General features: G+C 36.5%; 20 protein-coding genes. 18 read left to right on the forward strand and 2 right to left on the reverse strand.

Annotated features, from left to right (window positions below; genetic code table 11):
- Positions 1-27 precede the first annotated feature (27 nt).
- Positions 28-666, forward strand: coding sequence for a DUF421 domain-containing protein (locus tag BC6307_RS04115; protein ID WP_084380737.1), 639 nt, complete (start codon positions 28-30; stop codon positions 664-666).
- Here BC6307_RS04115 and BC6307_RS04120 read toward each other — a convergent pair.
- Entirely contained in the window at positions 641-1033 is a 393-nt protein-coding gene (locus BC6307_RS04120) for a YhjD family protein (protein ID WP_066421260.1), read from the reverse strand. The genes BC6307_RS04115 and BC6307_RS04120 overlap by 26 nt on opposite strands.
- A 167-nt stretch (positions 1034-1200) precedes the next feature.
- Here BC6307_RS04120 and BC6307_RS04125 point away from each other — a divergent pair, with 167 nt between their 5' ends.
- From BC6307_RS04125 to fabG, 14 genes are all read left to right on the forward strand, one after another.
- Positions 1201-2253: a PD40 domain-containing protein gene (locus tag BC6307_RS04125; protein WP_066421259.1), complete on the forward strand. Its 1053-nt coding sequence runs from the start codon at positions 1201-1203 to the stop codon at positions 2251-2253.
- Between the two features lie 156 nt (positions 2254-2409).
- Entirely contained in the window at positions 2410-3024 is a 615-nt protein-coding gene (locus BC6307_RS04130; RefSeq protein ID WP_066421256.1) for a TVP38/TMEM64 family protein, read from the forward strand.
- A 78-nt stretch (positions 3025-3102) separates the two neighbouring features.
- Positions 3103-3648, forward strand: coding sequence for a signal peptidase I (lepB, locus tag BC6307_RS04135; RefSeq protein ID WP_066421255.1), 546 nt, complete (start codon positions 3103-3105; stop codon positions 3646-3648).
- 39 nt (positions 3649-3687) lie between these two features.
- Complete coding sequence (locus tag BC6307_RS04140) at positions 3688-4860, forward strand: thiolase family protein (RefSeq protein WP_066421273.1); 1173 nt, start codon at positions 3688-3690, stop codon at positions 4858-4860.
- 106 nt (positions 4861-4966) lie between these two features.
- On the forward strand, positions 4967-8197 hold the full coding sequence (locus BC6307_RS04145) for an AfsR/SARP family transcriptional regulator (RefSeq protein ID WP_066421252.1): 3231 nt from the start codon (positions 4967-4969) through the stop codon (positions 8195-8197).
- 1154 nt (positions 8198-9351) lie between these two features.
- Positions 9352-10548 carry a substrate-binding domain-containing protein gene (locus BC6307_RS04155; RefSeq protein WP_066420234.1) on the forward strand — a complete coding sequence of 399 codons (1197 nt, stop codon included), beginning with the start codon at positions 9352-9354 and terminating at the stop codon, positions 10546-10548.
- An 81-nt stretch (positions 10549-10629) separates the two neighbouring features.
- Positions 10630-11397: an ABC transporter ATP-binding protein gene (locus BC6307_RS04160; protein WP_066420231.1), complete on the forward strand. Its 768-nt coding sequence runs from the start codon at positions 10630-10632 to the stop codon at positions 11395-11397.
- Positions 11381-12088, forward strand: coding sequence for an ABC transporter ATP-binding protein (locus tag BC6307_RS04165; RefSeq protein WP_066420230.1), 708 nt, complete (start codon positions 11381-11383; stop codon positions 12086-12088). Before BC6307_RS04160 ends, BC6307_RS04165 begins: the two co-directional genes overlap by 17 nt.
- 15 nt (positions 12089-12103) lie before the next feature.
- Entirely contained in the window at positions 12104-12964 is an 861-nt protein-coding gene (locus BC6307_RS04170) for a branched-chain amino acid ABC transporter permease (protein WP_066420229.1), read from the forward strand.
- Positions 12965-12968: 4 nt separating this feature from the next.
- A complete protein-coding gene (locus BC6307_RS04175; protein WP_066420228.1) occupies positions 12969-13970 on the forward strand; it encodes a branched-chain amino acid ABC transporter permease in 1002 nt (333 codons plus the stop codon).
- Positions 13971-13988: 18 nt separating this feature from the next.
- Positions 13989-14165 (forward strand): hypothetical protein, encoded by a 177-nt coding sequence (locus BC6307_RS24705; protein ID WP_157076703.1) that lies wholly within the window; start codon positions 13989-13991, stop codon positions 14163-14165.
- Positions 14166-14170: 5 nt separating this feature from the next.
- On the forward strand, positions 14171-15181 hold the full coding sequence (locus BC6307_RS04180; RefSeq protein WP_084380679.1) for a 3-oxoacyl-ACP synthase: 1011 nt from the start codon (positions 14171-14173) through the stop codon (positions 15179-15181).
- Positions 15182-15192: 11 nt separating this feature from the next.
- A complete protein-coding gene (gene phaZ, locus BC6307_RS04185; protein ID WP_066420227.1) occupies positions 15193-16101 on the forward strand; it encodes an intracellular short-chain-length polyhydroxyalkanoate depolymerase in 909 nt (302 codons plus the stop codon).
- The gene (gene fabG / locus BC6307_RS04190; RefSeq protein WP_066420225.1) at positions 16098-16838 is read left to right on the forward strand and encodes a 3-oxoacyl-ACP reductase FabG; all 741 of its coding nucleotides are present in this window, start codon (positions 16098-16100) and stop codon (positions 16836-16838) included. Before phaZ ends, fabG begins: the two co-directional genes overlap by 4 nt.
- Before the next feature lie 47 nt (positions 16839-16885).
- Here fabG and BC6307_RS04195 read toward each other — a convergent pair whose 3' ends face one another.
- Positions 16886-17506 (reverse strand): YitT family protein, encoded by a 621-nt coding sequence (locus tag BC6307_RS04195; protein WP_066420222.1) that lies wholly within the window; start codon positions 17504-17506, stop codon positions 16886-16888.
- Between the two features lie 146 nt (positions 17507-17652).
- On the opposite strand from BC6307_RS04195, the gene BC6307_RS04200 reads away from it, so the two are divergent.
- The 3 genes from BC6307_RS04200 (at position 17653) to yidC (ending at position 20316) form a co-directional block, all read left to right on the forward strand.
- On the forward strand, positions 17653-19152 hold the full coding sequence (locus BC6307_RS04200) for an AMP-binding protein (protein ID WP_066420221.1): 1500 nt from the start codon (positions 17653-17655) through the stop codon (positions 19150-19152).
- Between the two features lie 107 nt (positions 19153-19259).
- Entirely contained in the window at positions 19260-19520 is a 261-nt protein-coding gene (locus BC6307_RS04205) for a hypothetical protein (RefSeq protein ID WP_066420219.1), read from the forward strand.
- A 28-nt stretch (positions 19521-19548) separates the two neighbouring features.
- The gene (yidC, locus tag BC6307_RS04210) at positions 19549-20316 is read left to right on the forward strand and encodes a membrane protein insertase YidC (RefSeq protein ID WP_066420218.1); all 768 of its coding nucleotides are present in this window, start codon (positions 19549-19551) and stop codon (positions 20314-20316) included.
- The last annotated feature ends 27 nt before the right edge of the window (positions 20317-20343 follow it).

The raw sequence follows: 20343 nt of genomic DNA on the forward strand, positions 1-20343 counted from the left end.
CCGCTTATGCTGCTTGTAGGCATATATATGGGGAAAAGATCTATAGGTGAGCTACCAATTTTTGATTTTCTCGTAGTGTTAACTCTAGGTTCGGTCGTTGGTGCAGATATCGCAGATCCGAATATCAATCATGTACATACTATTGGAGCCATTATTTCTATAGCTATTTTACAAAAGATAATTGTTCGTTGGAAAATTAGAAATCGTACAATTGGAAGACTGTTAACATTTGAACCGACACTTGTCGTTCATAATGGGAAATTTTTAGTAGAAAACATGAAGAAGATCAATTATTCAATTGATAATGTACTGCAAATGTTACGCCAAAAAGATGTATTTCATGTTGCGGATGTTCAATTAGCGTTTATTGAATCTAATGGTGAGTTATCGGTAAAGCTCATCTCACCAAAAGAGCATGTTCGTACGGAACACGTATTAACGAACGTTCCGGAGTCTGGAATTGAAATCCCTGTTATTTTGGAAGGAAATTTGTATGTAGATGCCCTTGAATACCAAGGGCTGAATGAAGCGTGGTTACGCCAAAAACTATTACAAGAAAAAATAGCTAACGTTCATGATGTATTTTACGCTAGTATAAATAGTCAAAATGAATTGCATATATCATTAAAAACGGAACAGTCTAATTCGGTTCCAATTTATCATTAGCATGCTGATTTTTATCTTTTTGCAGAAAAAAATAGGTTAATAACTCATTTACTTTATTACGAATGCGTGGGTTAAAATAATTATGGTGTTCCTCGTACCCATCAAATAAAAAGGCGTAAAGCGTAAAAGAGTCGTCTTGTTTTAATTTTTGTAAACGTAAGTTTTCCTTTTTCATCGTCTGTTTAACGTCGCGTAATTGGATTTGTACTTTCTTCATGACGTCTTCTAAAAATAGCGTATAAGGTTCTTTTAATTTTAATGGACTAGATTCAATATGTTTTAAATCTTTTTCTAACACGATTAAAATTAATGGAAGATAAATAGCTTGTTCAAACAAACTAATTTGTTTTGATGAAAGTCTCGTCATATAAAACCCTCCTTAGAGAAAGAACGTGTGTTCGATATTATTTTATACGATAAACAACCCTTTATGCAATTTATTTTTGCTTTTATAATATTAATTAACTTTGTATGCTTAAATAAAGGGTATTGGAAAAGTAAAACTCTATTAACGGGTCTAAAGGAGTACAACGTATGAGCAAAGAAAAACGAGGATTTCAAGGTGGAGAGAAATTAGTAATGGATCCACAGTGGAATAAAAGAAACAGAAAGTTTGCCTACGTGCAAACAACGATATCGGAAGAAAAGAATGATTATGTTTCTAACATATTTATTGGAGACTTAATTCATGGGATAATGCCTTTTACGGATGGAGAGAATCAAACAGTATCACCACGTTGGTCGCCAGATGAGGACAAGCTTGTTTTCGTATCAGACCGAACAAAATTGCCCCAAATATATGTAAAAGATGTTAATAGGGGAGAAGCGAAACAATTAACGCATTGTGAAAGTGGAGTAAGAAATCCAGTTTGGTCTCCTTGTGGAGAGATGCTAGTTTTCTCTACTATTGGTACTAATCCTAAAGTGGCAGAAGAGCTTGTTTTACTAAATGTCAAAACAAATGAATTAACACCTATAGTAAGAGAATGCCGAAACTATCACAGTGTTGTTTGGTCACCTGATGGAAGTTTTATTGCTTTTTCTGCCTGTGCATTTTCACAACCAACAACTGTTGTAGACGTATTCATACTGGAATTAGAAACGAAAGAAATACGGAAACTTACGAATAGTAATGGATTCTTTACTTCGACTACTTGGTCTCCAGACGGAGAAAAATTAGGGTTTGTCGGGTACGAGAAGGATAATAAAGGTGTGCCAATATCTAGAGTATGGATATATCATTTTCGGTATACAGAATTAGCTTGCTTAACGAGTGAGTTTGATATTTCAGTCGGTAACGAAATAGAGGGAGATTTTCACTGGGCTACTGTAAACCCTGGTTTACTGTGGACAGAAGATAGTGAAGGCTTTTACTTTTTAGTAACGGATCAAGGCAGTAATGGCATTTATTATGGTTCATTGGACGGAGCGATGTATCCAATTGTTTTAGAGCAGGAGCATATTTATGGAATGACAATGATTACAGACATACATGAAGCTATCGCATGTATAAGCAAACAAACAGAACGAGTAGAACTGTATCATCTTGACTTTAAAACACAGGAAAGAACAAAATTACAGACATAAACAAATTACTCTATAAAAATACGAGCTAATGTAGATACCCAAAATGTAAGAAGGCTAATTCTATATATCGAATTAGTCTTTTCCGTTTTATTCTGTCTATAAAAAGGTGTAAAATAAATAAATAATGAGATTATTATAAAAAGTAGGAGTTACATAATGGAAATAATAGAGACATTAAAAGAATTGCTCACCTTAGAAAATATATTAGATGTATTGCATGAATATAAATCGTTTGGACCGCTTCCAGGCTTTTTTCTAGTAGTGTTAGAAGCCTTTTTACCCTTTTTACCGTTAATTGTAATTGTAATGGCCAATGCTGCTGCATTTGGACTGTGGTACGGATTTCTTATTTCTTGGACAGGTACAGTTGTAGGGGCAAGTATCGTCTTCTTAATTGTAAAAAAATTAAGAAATCGACCTTGGGTAAAGAAGTTTTTGGAAAAAGAAAAAGTGAAAAGTACGATGAGTTGGATTGAAAGACACGGTTTTGGACCTATTTTTTTACTCTTCTGCTTTCCTTTCACGCCATCATTTTTAATTAACGTAGTTGCGGGGTTATCAAAAATGAAATATCATACATTCTTTCTAGCCCTCGTTGCAGGGAAAATGGTTATGATCTTTACGATAAGCTACATAGGGTACGATATCGTTTCATTTATTAGAGAACCGATAAAAACTGCGATTACGTTAACTATAATGTTTGTATTATGGTACATAGGAAAAATTGTAGAGAAAAAATTACAAAATTCTATAAAAATTGGAGACGAATAGGAAAAAAGAAGTAGTCAGACTATTAGGGAAGATGTTACGATATGGATAAATAAACAATCTATTTTGGAGGAAAGACGGTTGAAAAACAAAAATCGTTTCAAAATAACCAAATGGAGAGTAGTTTTTTTATCTTTTTTCTTCTTAATTTTATTAAGAATATGCTTCTTTTCGAATTATGTAGTCGAGGGACATTCGATGAAGCCAACATTAGAAGAAGGAAATTTATTAGTAGTCAACACGTTTGTTTATCATGTACAAGAGCCGAAGCGGTTCGATATTGTTGTATTTAAGCAAGGAGAAAACTCAGATCATTACGTCAAAAGAGTCATTGGTTTACCAGGGGAAAAAATAGAATATTTAAACGATGTATTATATATAAATGATAAAGCAATTAATGAAAACTTTATAAAGGAACAAAAAGATAATATGATTCGTAACAATCTCACTGGTAACTTTACATTAAAAGATTTAACTGGGGAAGAAGTAGTACCGAAAGGTCATCTGTTTGTTATTGGGGATAATAGATTAGGTAGTTATGACAGTAGACACTTTGGTTTTGTGAAAATGGATGATATCGTTGGGAAAGTGAATATGCGTTATTGGCCATTGGGAGGAATTGAGTAGTCTATAACCTATAAATACTGCTTAACGGAGGGGTATATGTTGAGAAATGTAGTCATTGCGGCAGCACGCCGCAGTCCGATTGGAACTTTTGGAGGCGCTTTCAAAAATTTAAAACCAACAGATTTAATAGTACCTGTAATTCAAGCTGTGTTAAAAGATAGTAATGTAAGTAAAGCTGATGTGAATGAAGTGATATTAGGACAATGTATACAACGAACAGATGAACCTAATACAGCAAGAACAGCAGCACTTCTAGCAGGTTTACCACCAGAAGTAACAGGTTATACGATTCAACGACAATGTGCATCAGGGCTACAAGCTATTATTTCAGGAGCCTTGCAAATTCAAACGGGTATGTCTGACGTTGTTATTGCTGGAGGAGTCGAAGCGATGAGTTCTAGCCCATACCTATTAAAAAATCAACGTTGGGGTAGCAGATTACAACATTCACAAATATATGATTCTGTTTGGGAAGTGCTTGAAGACCCGATACATCATATTATGATGGGGGAAACAGCAGAGAGAGTAGCAGATAAATATGAGATTACGAGAGAAGAACAAGATGAACTAGCGTTATTAAGTCATCAACGTGCTAGTGCTGCAATAGAGAGTGGAATATTTGAGAGTGAAATCGTTCCACTTGTATTAAAAGAAAGAAGGGGAGAGAAAGTTATTTCTGTAGACGAAGGACCTAAATCTTCATTAAACATAGATAAATTAAGTAGTTTACGACCGGCCTTCCGAGATGATGGTACCGTTACGGCTGGTAATGCATCTAGTTTAAATGATGGTGCAGCAGCTGTAGTCCTAATGGCAGAAGAAGTTGCGAAGGAAAAAGGAATAACACCATTAGCTACAATTCGTAGTTTTCATGTTTCCGGTGTAGAACCGACGTTGATGGGGATTGGTCCAGTTCCAGCGATTAAAAGTGCATTATCGAAAATAGAGTGGGAGCTAGAAGATGTAGACCTATTCGAAATTAATGAAGCTTTTGCGGCACAGTACATAGCGGTCGAGAAAGAGCTTCAATTAAATCGACACCAGGTGAATGTTAATGGAAGTGGGATTAGCCTAGGTCATCCAGTAGGGTGCACAGGTACTAGAATAGTAGTGAGTCTTATTCATGAGTTAAGAAGAAGTAGACTTCAAAAAGGGATTGCTTCTTTATGCGTTGGCGGAGGCATGGGAGCAGCGCTTTTATTAGAAGTATAAGAGAGGAGAGGACAACGTGAAAAAGTTGTCCTCTTTTTAAAAACTAGCTCAACTTTATGGTAAAATATAATATAAAGAGTATTCAGAAAAAATAGGAGGTCCCAATATGTCCTCGCTCGATCCAATTCTATTAACGAAAATATCCCCACCAATATTTCAAAATCACCTAGTGTTAAGAAGGGCAAAAATAACGAGAAAAATGAAAGCGATTACTAATTATAAAGCAACGATTGTTCACGCAGGTCCTGGTTATGGGAAGAGTACAGTCATTTCATCATTTGTCCCTTTTTTCGAATATGAAACTTGCTGGTACACTGTCTCAACTTATGATGATGAAGTTATTCCGTTTATCCGTTATATTGTACATGCAATTAAACAAAAAGTACCTGAATTCGGCGATAAAATGTTAACGTACTTACAAACGATGGATCGATACTTACGGGAAGAAGAAGTTAGGAATATTAGTTCTTTCTTTATTAACGAGTTGTCAGAGCTAAACGAATCAATCGTTTTAGTAATAGATGATTTTCAATACGTCCAATCTAACCAAGACATTGAAACATGGTTTAGTTGGCTACTTCAGCATATACCAAACAACCTACATATTGTGTTTATTACTAGGACGAAACCGACGTGGGAAGTTATTACGCCAATGAAGGTTAAAAATGAAATGCTCGAACTGAATGAAACCGATTTAGTGTTTTCAAAAGAAGAAGTGGAAGTATTAATACAAGATATTTTTGGTTTAGACCTTTCGGAAGAGTTAATCGAATTTATTTATAAAATTTCAGAAGGTTGGGTTATGGCAATAGGACTATTAACGCAAAGTCTTTCTGAAACAGAAATGGAATTAGACTCTTTTCAAATTGACCATCTTCAATCTCTAGAAGATTTATTTAAGTATTTAGCGAATGAAGTGTTCATGAAACAAACCCCAATGGTACAGCAGTTTTTAGAACAAACGTCCATTTTTGACGTGATGACTGGAGACTTATGTGATGAAGTTTTAGGAATTAATGGTTCCAATTATTTATTAAAAACTTTATCCGAGAAGAGCGTTTTTGTCATCTCTATTGGGAAAGAGCAATATCGATACCATGCGCTTTTTAAAGAGTTTTTAGAAAGAAGACTGAAGGAAGATGCTCGTCAGTATAATTATTTACAACAACGATGTGCTCGTTGGTACGTCCAGAAAGATGAGTTCGTCCAAGCAATTGCTCATTATGAAAAAATTAATGATTATGAACAAGTAGGGGCAATCATTCATCAGCACGGTAACCGTTTTATTGAATATGGCCAACTAACTAGTTTACTAGAAAAATTAAAGAAAATAGATAAACGGATCAAAGATAAAAGATATTTATTGTGGTTTTACGAAGGGGAGGTTCATCGCTACCGTTGCTACTACGAGGAGGCAGAACAGTCCTATCGGGAAGCATACAATATGGCGGTCAAAGCAAACGACACATTCGTTATGATTCGTTCTCTTGCCGGGATAACAAAAATATATTTAGATACAATCCAACCAATTAGAGCAGAACGCGCTTTAGCTGAGGCAATTCAATTAATGAAGGGATCAGACGAGATTAACACCCAAGAAGAGCAACAATTATACTATTTAATGGCGGAGAACTTAATTAATTCTGGTCAAGCGGTAAAGGCACAAAAATGGTTCGAAAAAGTAAAACAGCTTGATTCCATGACGATACAAGGGAATCTCGAGGCTAGAATAATGCTCCGTTCAGGAAAGTTAAATGCTGCAAGAAAGAAACTACTATCCAAGCAAAAAGAGGAAGGTGCTTGGCACTTACCACAATCGCACCGTGAAACAGAGCTACTTCTTTCATTAGTAGAGTCGTTTATGGGAAATCCAGAAGAAGCAAAACGGTTAGCTGATAAAGCAATTAAACAAGGAATAAAACTACAAGCCCCTTTCGTGGAAGCGTGTGGATGGATACGGTTAGGTCATGCTGCTCAACTAATGGACATGTATGTACCTTCGTTAGCAAAAGAATGCTACGAAACGGCTTTAATGATTATGGAAGAACTGAATGTATCACGTGGAAAAGCAGAGCCGAACATGGGTTTATGTGTGTTATATGGCTATCAAGGTGCATACGAAAAATCAATTATTTGTGGTGAAGAAGCATTAAAAGAGACGGAACAAGTAAGAGATAGCTGGTTGTCCGGGCTAATTTATTTATGCTTATTTATTTCGTCTTTAATCAATAAAAAATATGATAAAGCACTTGCCTATAAATTGCGCGCAGAGAAAATATTAACACAGTGTGGAGATCAGTACAGCATAACAGTGGTAGCGTTATGGAATGCCATTTACTATTACGAAATGGAAGAATGGGAGTCTTTTGAAGAAGCTGTTAGTTTATTTTTATCTAACGTTCAAACAGGAGATTACGAGTTTATTTTATTTAAGAAAACGTTATTTGGGCCGAAAGATTTACAGCAATTCACACCGATTTTATTAGAAGCTCAAAAGCGAGATATTCATAGTGCATATGTTACTTCTTTGTTGAATGAACTTGGCTTTTCACATATGAAAAACCATCCTGGATATACGGTACGGATACAAACACTTGGATCGTTTCGGGTATGGCTTGGTCAAAAGGAAGTGGAAGAACGAGACTGGCAACGAGCGAAAGCAAAAGAGCTATTAGAGTTATTTGTAACAGAAAGAAAGCGGATGATACCGAAAGAAGAAATTTTTGCAAATCTTTGGCCAGATCAAGAGGAAAAAACGGTCACAAGAGATTTTAAAGTGGCATTAAACACATTAAATAAAGTACTAGAGCCTAACCGTAAGCCGAGAGAAGAACCGTTTTTTATTCAACGTACAGGAAGTTCCTACGGGTTAAATCTACACAGCGGATACACGATAGATTGTGTCGTATTTGAAGAGTGGGCACGACTTGGTTTAGAAGCAAGAGACAAAGAGCAATCACTACAATACTTACAACAGGCGATTCACATGTATCAAGGAGATTTCTTACCTGATCAAAAATATGCCGATTGGTGCTTAACAGAAAGAGAGCGTCTATTAGTCTACTTTTTACGAGCGGCCGAAAAGCTAGCACAACTATTAGTTAGTAAAAATGATTACAATCAAGCCATCGAATGGTGTGAAAGAATATTAGAAAAAGATGAAACGTGGGAAGAGGCATATCGCCTTATCATGTATTGCTATTATCAAAATAATAACCGACCACAAGCGATGAAATATTTTGCGAAATGTAAAGAAAAACTAGCAGAAGAATTAGGAATAGAACCGATGCAGTCCACATTAAAGATGTACGAAGTAATTATGGGGAAAGCGAACTAAATACACTCATGTAGAAGGCCGTAGAAAATCAAAAGATTCTATGGCTTTTTATTTTTTTCCGGAACCAGCGCTCTAGATTGATTGGACCTGAGCGAGCCGCCTCCGCTTTTCTTTGTCTAGCTCCGGCGCATTAACCCTAGCAAACTTTCTATCTGTACGATGAAGAAAACACACGGTGCAACAGACCGGAAAAATGGTGCAATGGGAAGCCCGAAATGGTGCAATACCGGGCAGAAATGGTGCAACGACCGGTCAAAAGTCAGCAACAAAATCAACATGGTGCAACAAACCGAAAAACTGGTGCAACGGGATGCCCAAACTGGTGCAACACCGAGCCAAAATGGTGCAACGCCCAGTCAAAAGTCAGCAACAAAGTTAACATTAGCTATAGCTCGCAGTGTTTCCTATATCTCCTGCGGAAAAGCTCCAGTTTGATTGGACCTGAACGAGCCGCCTGCGCTTTTCTTTGTCTAGCTCCGGCGGCTAGGTCCGGCTCAAACTTCACTTTTCCTCCGTACGATAAGTCAACATCGACTCACTCTCGTTCGTCGTGTTTCCTATATCTCCTGCGGAAAAGCTCCAGTTTGATTGGACCTGAACGAGCCGCCTGCGCTTTTCTTTGTCTAGCTCCGGCGGCTAGGTCCGGCTCAAACTTCACTTTTCCTCCGTACGATAAGTCAACATCGACTCACTCTCGTTCGTCGTGTTTCCTATATCTCCTGCGGAAAAGCTCCAGTTTGATTGGACCTGAACGAGCCGCCTGCGCTTTTCTTTGTCTAGCTCCGGCGGCTAGGTCCGGCTCAAACTTCACTTTTCCTCCGTACGATAAGTCAACATCGACTCACTCTCGTTCGTCGTGTTTCCTATATCTCCTGCGGAAAAGCTCCAGTTTGATTGGACCTGAACGAGCCGCCTGCGCTTTTCTTTGTCTAGCTCCGGGCGTTAGCGGCTATCAAACTTCCCTTTCCTTCTGTACGATAAGTCAACATCTGCTCACTTACGTTCGCAGTGTTTCCTATATCTCCGGCAGGAAAGGTCCAGTTTGTACGCCGCTACCCAAACGCCCTGCGCTTTTCTATGTAACTCATTTGTAACTAGTGGGATGTATGATAGCGGTACAGTTAAATAACTAGTTTTTTGAGGGGGAAAAGAGGATGAAGAGAGTCAAATTAGCATTTCTTTTAGTTTGTATGAGTGTTCTAGTTTTATCTGCTTGTAGTAGTTCATCAAGTGGTGGGGACGACGATACGATTACGATCGGCGTTTTAGCATCATTAACTGGTGGACTTGAAAGTTATGGTAAACAAACTGTTCAAGGTTTTGAATTAGGTCTTGAATATGCAACAGACGGAAAAATGGAAGTTGCGGGTAAGAAAATTAAATTTATCGTAGAGGATACGGAAACAAAACCGGAAGTAGCCATCCAAAAAGCTACAAAACTATTAGAGGATGATAAAGTAGATTTCTTAGTTGGATCTTCTAGTTCTGGAGATACGTTAGCAGTATTACCTCTAGCTGAAGAATACGAAAAAATTATGGTTGTAGAGCCAGCAGCGGCTGATAGTGTTACGGGTGCTGATTGGAACAAGTATGTTTTCCGTACTGCACGTAACTCTTCTCAAGATGCAGTAGCAGGTGCAGCAGCAATAGCTAGTGAAGGTGTGAAAATTGCAACGTTTGCTCCTGACTATTCTTTCGGTCATGACGGAGTTTCTGCATTTAAAGAGGCTGCAGTTGCACTTGGAGCAGAGATTGTATTAGAAGAATATGCAGATCCTACAGCTACAGACTTTACGTCTAATATCCAAAAAATATTGGATGCACAACCTGATTACTTATTTGTTGTCTGGGCTGGTGCGAACTCACCATGGAATCAAATTGCTGATATGAGAGTACAAGAAAGAGGTATTAAAATTTCAACAGGTGCACCAGATATTCCCGCACTATATACAATGGAACAACTAGTTGGAATGGAAGGATTCACTGTTTATTATCATACGTTACCGGATAACCCTATTAACGATTGGTTAGTAGAAAACCATAAAGAGAAATTTAATGGAGATGTACCAGATTTATTTACTCCAGGAGGAATGACTGCTGCGTTAGCTATTGTTGAAGCGTTAAAGCAAACAGAGGGGAAAACAGATACTGATTTACTTATTGAAACGATGGAAGGTATGAGCTTTGATACACCGAAAGGAAAAATGACATTCCGCCCTGATGATCACCAAGCATTACAAACTTTATATGCGGTTCGTCTAGAAAAAGTGGATGGAGTAGACTATCCAGTTCCGGTATTAATTCGTGAACTATCTCCAGAGGAAACAGCTCCACCTATTAGAAATAAGTAGAAAAAAGTAATAGGAACTTTGGAGAATGTTTTCCTCTAAAGTTCCTTCGCTATTCATCCTGAAAATGTAAGGAGGAGGAAGATGGAACCAATATTACAAACGAGTGATTTAACGATCGCTTTTGGTGGACATATAGCAGTAAATAAAGTGAATTTTACAGTAAAAGAAAATGAGTTTAAATCAATCATTGGACCAAATGGAGCTGGAAAAACAACGTTCTTCAATTTGTTAAGTGGCCAATTACAAGCAAGTGAAGGAAACATACTTTTTAAAGGTGAAGACATTACAAAACTATCTCCTACTATGCGTACGAGAAAAGGGATAGGGAGATCATTCCAAATTACAAATGTGTTCCCAAATTTAACAGTGTTAGAAAATGTTCGACTTGCTGTCCAGTCTCAAGCTGGAGTTCGTTACAATATGCTTTCTCATTTTCTATCTTTTCGATCTTTTCAAGACAAAGCGTTGGAATGGTTATCGATGGTATTTTTAGATGAAAAGGCAAATGTGATTGCGAAAAACTTAGCGCACGGTGAAAAACGAAAACTAGAAATTGCTATGTTATTAGCGTTAGAAACCGAAATATTATTATTAGACGAACCGACAGCAGGGATGTCTATTGAGGAAGTCCCAGCCATTTTAGAAGTAATAAAAAACATTAAAAAACAAGGAAATCGAACAATCGTGTTAATCGAACACAAGATGGACATGATTCTTGATTTATCGGAATCTATTACTGTTTTATTTAATGGAAAATTGTTAGCAGACGGAACACCAGAAGAAATTATGAATAACGAAACAGTACAAACGGCATATTTAGGAGGCTTATATGATGAAAGCGCTTCTTAAAGTAGAACAATTACAAACGTATATCGAGCAATATCACATTTTACACGACATTCATTTGCAAGCTATGGAAGGTGAAGTGACGGTTTTACTTGGAAGAAACGGAGCAGGAAAAACGACAACGTTACGAAGCATTATGGGCTTAAATCAACCGAGATCAGGAAAAGTTATTTTCCAAGAAGCAGAAATTCAAGGAAAAGCACCGTTTGAAATTGCCAACCTAGGGATCGGATATGTGCCCGAGGATCAAGGTATATTCGGAGAGTTAACAGTCGAAGAAAATATGAAAGTTGCGATGCAAAAGCAAGATGACGAAACATTAAAAAGACTAGATTGGATATTAAATCTCTTTCCGGATTTAAAAACATTTTGGAAAAAAGCGGGTGGACATTTAAGTGGTGGTCAAAAGCAGATGCTTTCGATTGCTAGAGCTTATGTTAATAATAGTAAATTATTACTTATTGATGAACCGAGTAAAGGGCTCGCTCCAATTGTAGTGGAAAAGGTAATGGAGTCGATAGAAGAAATGAAGAAGGAAACGACGATTGTTCTAGTGGAACAAAACTTTTATATGGCTAGTACGATTGGAGATACTTTTTACATCATTGATGATGGAAAAACCGTTCATAACGGGAAGATGGAAGAATTAAAAGAAGACGAAGTGTTGCGTAAACGTTATTTAGGAATTGCATAAAGAGGCGGTGAAACGATGGAAGTTTTAGTGAATTTAGCAGTAAATGGTCTAGCGACAGGAATGTTAATATTCCTACTTGCAGCTGGCTTAACGTTAATTTTTGGACTAATGGATGTAGTGAACTTTGGTCACGGTGCATTATTTGCGTGGGGAGCTTATGCTGGGATTTGGACGTATGTAACAACTGGTAGCTTCGTTGTCGGAATATTAGCTGCAATAATAACCGGACTTTTACTAGGGTTAGTATTAGAAAAATATATTATCCAACCTGTATATGGAAACCATATTCAACAAATTTTAATTACACTTGGAGTATTAATCGTTTTAAGTGAGATGCTAAAAGTCGTTTGGGGACCGAACCAGTTAAGTGCTAGAACGCCTTCTTATTTAGCTGGTAGTTGGGAATTTGGAGATATTATCATTATAAAATATCGCCTATTTATCATTGCAGTTGGGTTTATCGTATTTTTCCTCATTCGTTACATTTTGAAAAATACGAAAATAGGATTAATCGTACGTGCGGGAGTTATTAATAAAGAAATGGTTCAAGCACTAGGCATTAATATTAAAAAAGTATTTATGTATGTATTTATGGTAGGTGCAGCTATGGCAGCACTTGGAGGAATATTACTAGGACCATATTCAGGTGTTATTTATGCTGAAATGGGAATGGAATTTGGAATTCTAGCATTTATCGTTGTAGTTATTGGTGGAATGGGCAATATAAAAGGATCTCTATTTGCTGCCATCTTAGTAGGTGTCTGTGGATCGTTCATGGCTTATTATGTCCCAGCGCTGTCTCTAGCGGTAAATATGTTATTAATGGTCATCGTGTTAGTCTTCCGTCCACAAGGCTTGTTTGGAGCAAAGGGGTGATGAAATGATACAAACAATGGATAGAAAAAATATGTTATACGGCTTAATTTTTGTTGCTTTATTATGCATACCTTTCGTCACAGACTCTAGAACTCTATTAATTATGTTTACGCAAATTTTTCTGTTTGGTATTTTTGCGATGAGTTATGACATTTTACTTGGATACACAGGTATCGTTTCATTCGGTCACGCAATGTTTTTCGGTATCGGTGCGTACTCCACAGGAATTTTAATGAAACAAATAGATAGTACCATTCCCGTACTGCTTTTAGCGATTGTGTTAGCGGCAGTTCTATCAGGGCTAGTGAGTTATTTATTAGGAATACTGTCCCTTCGATTAAAAAGTCACTTTTATGCCATGCTAACACTAGCATTTTCAGGACTGTTTTTAGTATTAGCTGAAAAGTGGAGATCTGTTACTTATGGGAATGACGGATTTACTTTCTCTATTCCAGATCCGCTTCGTGACCGAATGACACTGTACTTTATCGCGCTCATAACGATGGCTTTAGTTTTTCTACTACTAAATCGCTTTACCAATTCTCCGCTTGGTAAAGTACTTCAAGCAATAAGAGAAAACGAGCCTAGAGTAGAATCATTAGGATATAACGTATTACATTATAAAGTTATTGCCAGTGTAGTTGCCGGTGTTTTTGCCAGTGTAGCGGGTAGTTTATACGTACTTACCCTTCGGTTCGTTAATACGAGTGTATTAGCAGTTGAGGTCTCTTTAGATGCTTTATTAATGACGATTATCGGTGGTGTCGGTACGTTAGTAGGTGCTATCATCGGTGCCGGTTTAATTGAATTTGCACATCATTGGTTAACAGGACTAGCAAAAGTACATTGGATTTTTGAGAGATGGTTAATTTTCTTCGGTATCCTATACATCCTCGTTGTAATGTTCTTCCCTCAAGGGATTGTCGGTACATTCCGGAATTGGCGGGAAAAGCGTTCGGTTAGAAATAAAAAAGTAATAGAGGAGAAGAAAAACATATCTGGATAAGAAGGAGGCTTAACTATCTTGCATACTTCCACAGAAGTAGCGTCTTTCGTTTTACGATGCTCACGTGTGATGGACACAGCAAATAATCAATATATTTGGCGTATTATGGTTAGCCATGTTCAAAAAGAAGAAGTGGCGTCGTTTAAAACGTTAGAAGAAGCTTATGAATATATGAATTCAATATTGAGCAGGTGATAGAATTGACATCAATTGGTATTGTAAGTACTGGAATTTATATTCCAAAAAAATTCATGACAAGCAGGGAAATTGGAGAGAAAGCTGGAATACCTATAAAAGTAGTCGAAGAAAAAATGGGAATCGTAAAAAAACCAATCCCAGCAGAAGAAGATCATACGTGTAAAATGGGAATATTAGCGGCAGAACAGGCTTTGGAAAAGGCAAACATGGATGCTAAAGAAATAGACTTGATCATTTACATTGGAGAAGAACATAAAGAATATCCATTATGGACAGCTGCTATTTATATGCAACAAGCATTAGGTGCAACAAATGCATACTGTTTTGATATGGCATTACGTTGCGGTACAACGATTATGGGATTAAAAGTTGCCCGGGACATGATGGTTGCGGATGAAAATGTAAAAACAGTATTGCTCGCAGGTGGATATCGAAATGTTGATTACATCGACTACGAAAATCCGAGAACTCGCTTCATGAATAATTTAGCTGCGGGTGGTGGAGCAATTATACTCCAAAAAGGATATTTGGAAAATCAAGTGCTAGCATCCCATATTATGACGGACGGTTCCTTTTCTGAAGATGTAGTAGTAGTTGCAGGTGGAACGAAACATCCAATAACAGAGTCTGCTTTACAGCAAAATTTAAATAAATTAGATGTGTTAGACCCTGAAGGCATGAAAATGAGGCTTGAACAAAAATCGATGCAAAATTTTTTATATTGTATAAGAGAATCGTTAAGAAAAAGTAGTTTAACAGAAAAAGATGTAAACTACTTAGGAATTTTGCATATGAAAAAGTCAGCACATGATTACGTATTAAAAGAATTAGGGTTATCAAATGAACAATCTATTTATTTAAATGAATATGGACATATTGGTCAAATCGATCAAATTCTATCACTTCAACTAGCTGTAGAAAAAGGCAAAGTAAGAGAAGGAGATGTCGTTGTATTAGTTAGTGCTGGAATTGGATATGCTTGGGGAGCGACAACGATTCGTTGGGGAGAATAGGAGGCATTACAATGAATGAAGTAGTAATGAAGTCTGTTAAATTACCTAATGGGGAGACAATTGGGTATCGTGAAAGAGTAGGAAGCGGAAGAACGTTATTATTAGTTCACGGAAACATGACGTCTTCTAAACATTGGGACGTCTTATTAGAAAATATGGAAAGCGATTACCACCTTGTAGCAATTGATATGAGAGGTTTTGGAGAATCTACCTATCATGAAAAAATTTATTCTATTAAGGATCTAGCTGAAGATATAAAGCTATTTGTAGATGAGCTACAACTATCACGATTTACCATTATGGGTTGGTCGTTAGGTGGAGCTGTAAGTATGCAATTTGTTATTAACTATCCTCAATATTGTGAGCAGTTAATACTACTAGCTTCTGCTTCTACTAGAGGTTACCCGTTTTTTGGTACAGGAGAAGATGGCCAAATAGATATCGGGAAACGTTTAACTTCATACGATGAAATAAAGGTAGACCCAGGTCGTACGATTGTTATGCAAACAGCTTATGATACGAAAAATAAAGAATTATTAAAGTTAGTTTGGAATTCCGTCATTTATACAACAAAACAACCGGACGAAAATAAATATGATGAATACTTAGATGATATGATCACACAACGCAATTTAGCTGAAATATATCATGCATTAAATACTTTTAATATTAGTCATCAGCACAACGGTTTAGTTGAAGGAACAGGGGAAGTTTCGAAAATAAACATCCCGACATTAATATTATGGGGAGAAAACGATTTAGTAGTTACGGAAACGATGACGAATGAGTTAGTGGAAGACTTTGGAGATGCTGCAACATTTGTGAAACTTGAAAAATGTGGACATTCTCCATTAATCGATGACTTACCAAAATTAATAAAAGAAGTAACAATGTTTATGACGGAGGAAAAAGTACAATGAGGTTAGAAGGAAAAGTAGCAATTATTACCGGTGCAGCAAACGGATTAGGATTAGAAGCTGCCACTATATTCGGAAGAGAAGGTGCAAAGGTAGCACTTGTTGACTATGATAAAGAATTAGGAGAAAAGAGAGCAAATGAATTGATTGCAAGCGGTTTTGAAGCAGCATATTATCAAGTAAATGTTGCAGAACAAAGCGAGGTACAATCAATGGTTAATAGTGTAAAAGAACGCTGGGGGAAAATCGACATTCTTATTAACAATGCTGGCATAACGAGAGATTCTATGCTCTTAAAAATGGATGCATCTGACTTCCAAAAAGTAATGGATGTGAATGTTAACGGTGTTTTCCATTGTACACAAGCTGTCGTTCCTCATATGATTGAACAAGGAAAAGGAAAAATTATCAATACTTCAAGTGTATCTGGTGTTTACGGTAATGTTGGCCAAACGAACTATGCGGCTTCAAAGGCAGCTGTTGTCGGGATGACGAAAACGTGGGCAAAGGAGTTTGGTAGAAAAGGAATTAATGTGAATGCTGTTGCACCTGGTTTTATCGAAACAAACATGGTAGCAACCGTACCTGATAAGGTAATCCAAAGCTTAATTCAAGTGATTCCACTACAAAGACTTGGTCAACCTTCAGATATTGCAAATGCCTATTTATATTTAGCATCTGACGAATCAGACTACGTAAACGGTACCGTCCTTCATGTTGATGGTGGCATCATGATGTGAAAAAAACCCATTCCATAAAAGGAATGGGTTTTTATGTATGTAGTAACCTAAGCAATTCGTTTCTGTTCTGTTGCTTTCTCTGTTTTATTTGCGAAGTTAATGGTGTTAACTATGTCTAATATTTTTGTGCTAATGAACTGGCTGGAAACAGCGTAAATTAAGATTCGCCAATCTACTACGAATGATGTAAGAAGTAGTAGGGACGTGTTAATACAAAACAATGTTTTACCTGGTGTAATTCTTTTATGCTTTGAAATAATTAGCGCAAGTATATCCATTCCTCCAGAAGAAGCACCTAACCGAAACAGCATGCCAATCCCGATGCCGAAAAGGATAGCCCCAAAAACTAAATCGACGAAAACATACGATATCGTCCCATGAATAAAAGGGGTTATGTACGAAATAGTAAATGACGTAACCGATACACAAAATAATGTCCATAAAGCATTATTCTTTCCAAGCCATTTAAATGCAATAAAAAGTAAACTTGCATTTAGGACCCACAACGTAATTCCGTAAGGTACTTGTAATAAGTAATACAATAATACCCCTACACTAGCAGCCCCGCCGGAAGGAATAAAATGTGGGAACAAAAAGAGAGCCATCGCTAACCCTTGAATCGTTGCCCCAACTCCGAGAAATAAACCTTTTAATAATAGTTGCTTCATTTTTTCACCAAACTTCTGACTGATTGATTACACTATAAGCCTATCGAAAATTACTTAGAAGTCAATACAAATTATAATGTAACTGTATTGTAACCTTCTACCCTTATAGTAAATGTAATTTCTATTAGAGTAGAGGAGAGATCGCTGTGTCGAATGAGTGCTTATGGTTAAAAAAACGATCCCAGTTAACTCCTGAACACATTGCTGTTATTGATGCAAATAGTGGAGAACGATGGACATATAAACAATTATATAGAAGGTCTTTAAGCTACAGTAAGCTTTTGCAAGCGAAAGGTATAAAAAAAGGGGATAGAGTTGCTCTATTATCACAAAACGATATTTGTTATTTAGACTTGTTATTCGCCTGTGCGAATATAGGTGCGATATTTGTTCCACTTAATATACGTTTATCGGTTAACGAACTTAGCTATATTTTAAGTGATAGTAGTGTCTCATGTTTATTTTTTAATAAAATTGAGGTTGATGAACAAATCCTCAAAAACTACCAATGCTTTAATATAGAGGATATAACCTTTACAGATACATTTAGTGTGATGAAAACAGAGCTTTCAAAAAACGATCCACTAGCAATTATCTATACGGGAGGTACAACAGGTAAGCCAAAAGGTGTCGTGTTATCGTTTCAGTCCATTGAGACGAATGCATTAAATACGATAATAAGTTGGGATTTGAGCAGTAAAGACGTTACGTTAACTTGCATACCACTGTTCCACACTGGTGGATTAAATGCCTTAACACTTCCACATTTATATATCGGTGGTACAGTTGTCATTATGGAGCAATTTGACGCAGAAAGCATTATACACGTGTTAAACCAATATAGTTGTACAAATATTTTAATGGTTCCAACGATGTATTATTCGATGATACAACAACCATCCTTCGAAACGAATGAGTTTAAGTCGGTACATACATTTCTATCAGGTGGAGCACCTTGTCCATTAACGATTTATGAAACGTTTAAAAAGAAAGGCTTACTGTTTAAACAAGGGTATGGGTTAACAGAAGCTGGTCCTAATAATTTTTTCATAGAGCCACAGGATGTGTATAAAAAAATTGGTTCAGTAGGAAAGCCGATGTTTTACAATGATGTTAAAATAATGAATGAAAAAGAACAAGAATTGGGTGCGAATGAAGTTGGCGAACTATGGATACGAGGAAACCACTTATTTCTTCAGTATTGGAATAACGAATTTGAAACGAATAAGGCTAAAAATGGTGAATGGTTAAAAACCGGAGATTTAGCGAAAAAAGATGAAGAAGGTTATTATTATATAGTTGGTAGAAAAAAAGAAATGATTATAACTGGTGGGGAAAATGTATATCCAACAGAGGTGGAACAAAGTATTTTAAAAGTAGACGCCGTAAAAGAAGTGGTTGTATTCGGCATACCACATCCGAAATGGGGAGAAGCAGTAGTCGCTTGCGTTACATTACGTGATCACGTAACAGACTGCAAAATTACGTCATTATGTAAACGACTGTTAGCGTCTTACAAAGTACCGAAACAATTTTTTATTTTAGACACAATTCCAGTAACACCCGTTGGGAAAATTGATAAAAAAGCCCTATATAATAAGTATAGTGAGTACTATATAAAAGAGGATATTACGACAAATAGTTAAATTTATCCTCACATTCATAAAGATACATCTAGTTTTTTTGAAAAATTAGGTGTATCTTATTTTATATGATTAAATAAAAAAGAACTTTAATGAAAGGAGTGATACTAATGGAACTATATTTTGATTTACTATTTTTCACACCATATGTAACATCATTATTAGTATGCCTAGTGTCACTCTACTTATATATAGGTAAAAAGGAAGTTCATCTTTATTCACGATTATCCGTAAATACGATAAGCTCTAACACAAATCGAACTATCCATTTTTCAAGAAATAGTTTAAGTATCTTTTTAACTGTATTTAAAAAAATTCCGGTTAAAGAAAAGGACGAAGAAGACAGCGCGATTCCTATTTACATCTTTTAAAAGAAAAAACATCTAGGAGGAATTCGTGTTGAATAGAAAATACCTTATTTTATTATTGGCAGTTGCTGCCATGATCTTTTTAGCAGGATGCAGTATGACAGAGCCGATTTCATCTGAAAGTACGGGGATTTGGAATCATTATTTCGTCTATCCACTTTCATTTGTATTAGTAACAGTAGCTCATCGGATTGGAGATTACGGCTTATCTATCATTATTGTTACTGTTATGATTCGTCTCATCCTTTTACCACTAATCTTGAAACAACAAAAAAGTATGTTAGCACTACAAGTTATTCAACCAGAAATGATGAAAATTCAAGAAAAATATAAAGATAAGAAAGACCAACAATCGCAACAAAAGATGCAACAAGAAATGATGGGACTTTATCAAGAGCATAAAGTAAACCCGTTAGGTGGATGTTTACCAATCTTTATCCAAATGCCGATTATTTTGGCGTTCTACCATGCAATTGGTCGTACGACGGAAATTGCGGAGCATTCATTCTTATGGTTTAGTTTAGGACAACCTGATCCAATGTTTATACTACCAGTTGTAGCTGCAATTACGACCTATTTACAAACGAAGATCAGTATGACTACTTCAAACCAAGTGCCGCCACCGATGAAGCTAATGATGAATATTATCCCTATTGTCATCTTAATTGCAGGGATTACGTTACCAGCTGCTCTAGCATTGTACTGGGTAATTGGAAACTTATTCGGTATTGCTCAAGGTATTTATTTAAAGAAACGTATGGAAAAATTAAAAATGAACGCAGAAACTGCATCCGTATAAAATGAAAAAAGAAGCTGCAAATAAAGT

This window comes from Sutcliffiella cohnii (genome assembly GCF_002250055.1).
GTDB classification, from domain to species: domain Bacteria; phylum Bacillota; class Bacilli; order Bacillales; family Bacillaceae_I; genus Sutcliffiella; species Sutcliffiella cohnii.

Coding starts and splice junctions, on each gene's coding strand:
- BC6307_RS04165 (WP_066420230.1), top strand. CDS start 11,381: ATGAAAGCGCTTCTTAAAGTAGAACAATTACAAACGTATATCGAGCAA.
- BC6307_RS04170 (WP_066420229.1), top strand. CDS start 12,104: ATGGAAGTTTTAGTGAATTTAGCAGTAAATGGTCTAGCGACAGGAATG.
- BC6307_RS04125 (WP_066421259.1), top strand. CDS start 1,201: ATGAGCAAAGAAAAACGAGGATTTCAAGGTGGAGAGAAATTAGTAATG.
- BC6307_RS04175 (WP_066420228.1), top strand. CDS start 12,969: ATGATACAAACAATGGATAGAAAAAATATGTTATACGGCTTAATTTTT.
- BC6307_RS04160 (WP_066420231.1), top strand. CDS start 10,630: ATGGAACCAATATTACAAACGAGTGATTTAACGATCGCTTTTGGTGGA.
- fabG (WP_066420225.1), top strand. CDS start 16,098: ATGAGGTTAGAAGGAAAAGTAGCAATTATTACCGGTGCAGCAAACGGA.
- BC6307_RS04145 (WP_066421252.1), top strand. CDS start 4,967: ATGTCCTCGCTCGATCCAATTCTATTAACGAAAATATCCCCACCAATA.
- BC6307_RS04130 (WP_066421256.1), top strand. CDS start 2,410: ATGGAAATAATAGAGACATTAAAAGAATTGCTCACCTTAGAAAATATA.
- BC6307_RS04115 (WP_084380737.1), top strand. CDS start 28: ATGGGGAAAAGATCTATAGGTGAGCTACCAATTTTTGATTTTCTCGTA.
- BC6307_RS04195 (WP_066420222.1), bottom strand. CDS start 17,506: ATGAAGCAACTATTATTAAAAGGTTTATTTCTCGGAGTTGGGGCAACG.
- BC6307_RS04120 (WP_066421260.1), bottom strand. CDS start 1,033: ATGACGAGACTTTCATCAAAACAAATTAGTTTGTTTGAACAAGCTATT.
- BC6307_RS04205 (WP_066420219.1), top strand. CDS start 19,260: ATGGAACTATATTTTGATTTACTATTTTTCACACCATATGTAACATCA.
- phaZ (WP_066420227.1), top strand. CDS start 15,193: ATGAATGAAGTAGTAATGAAGTCTGTTAAATTACCTAATGGGGAGACA.
- BC6307_RS04155 (WP_066420234.1), top strand. CDS start 9,352: ATGAAGAGAGTCAAATTAGCATTTCTTTTAGTTTGTATGAGTGTTCTA.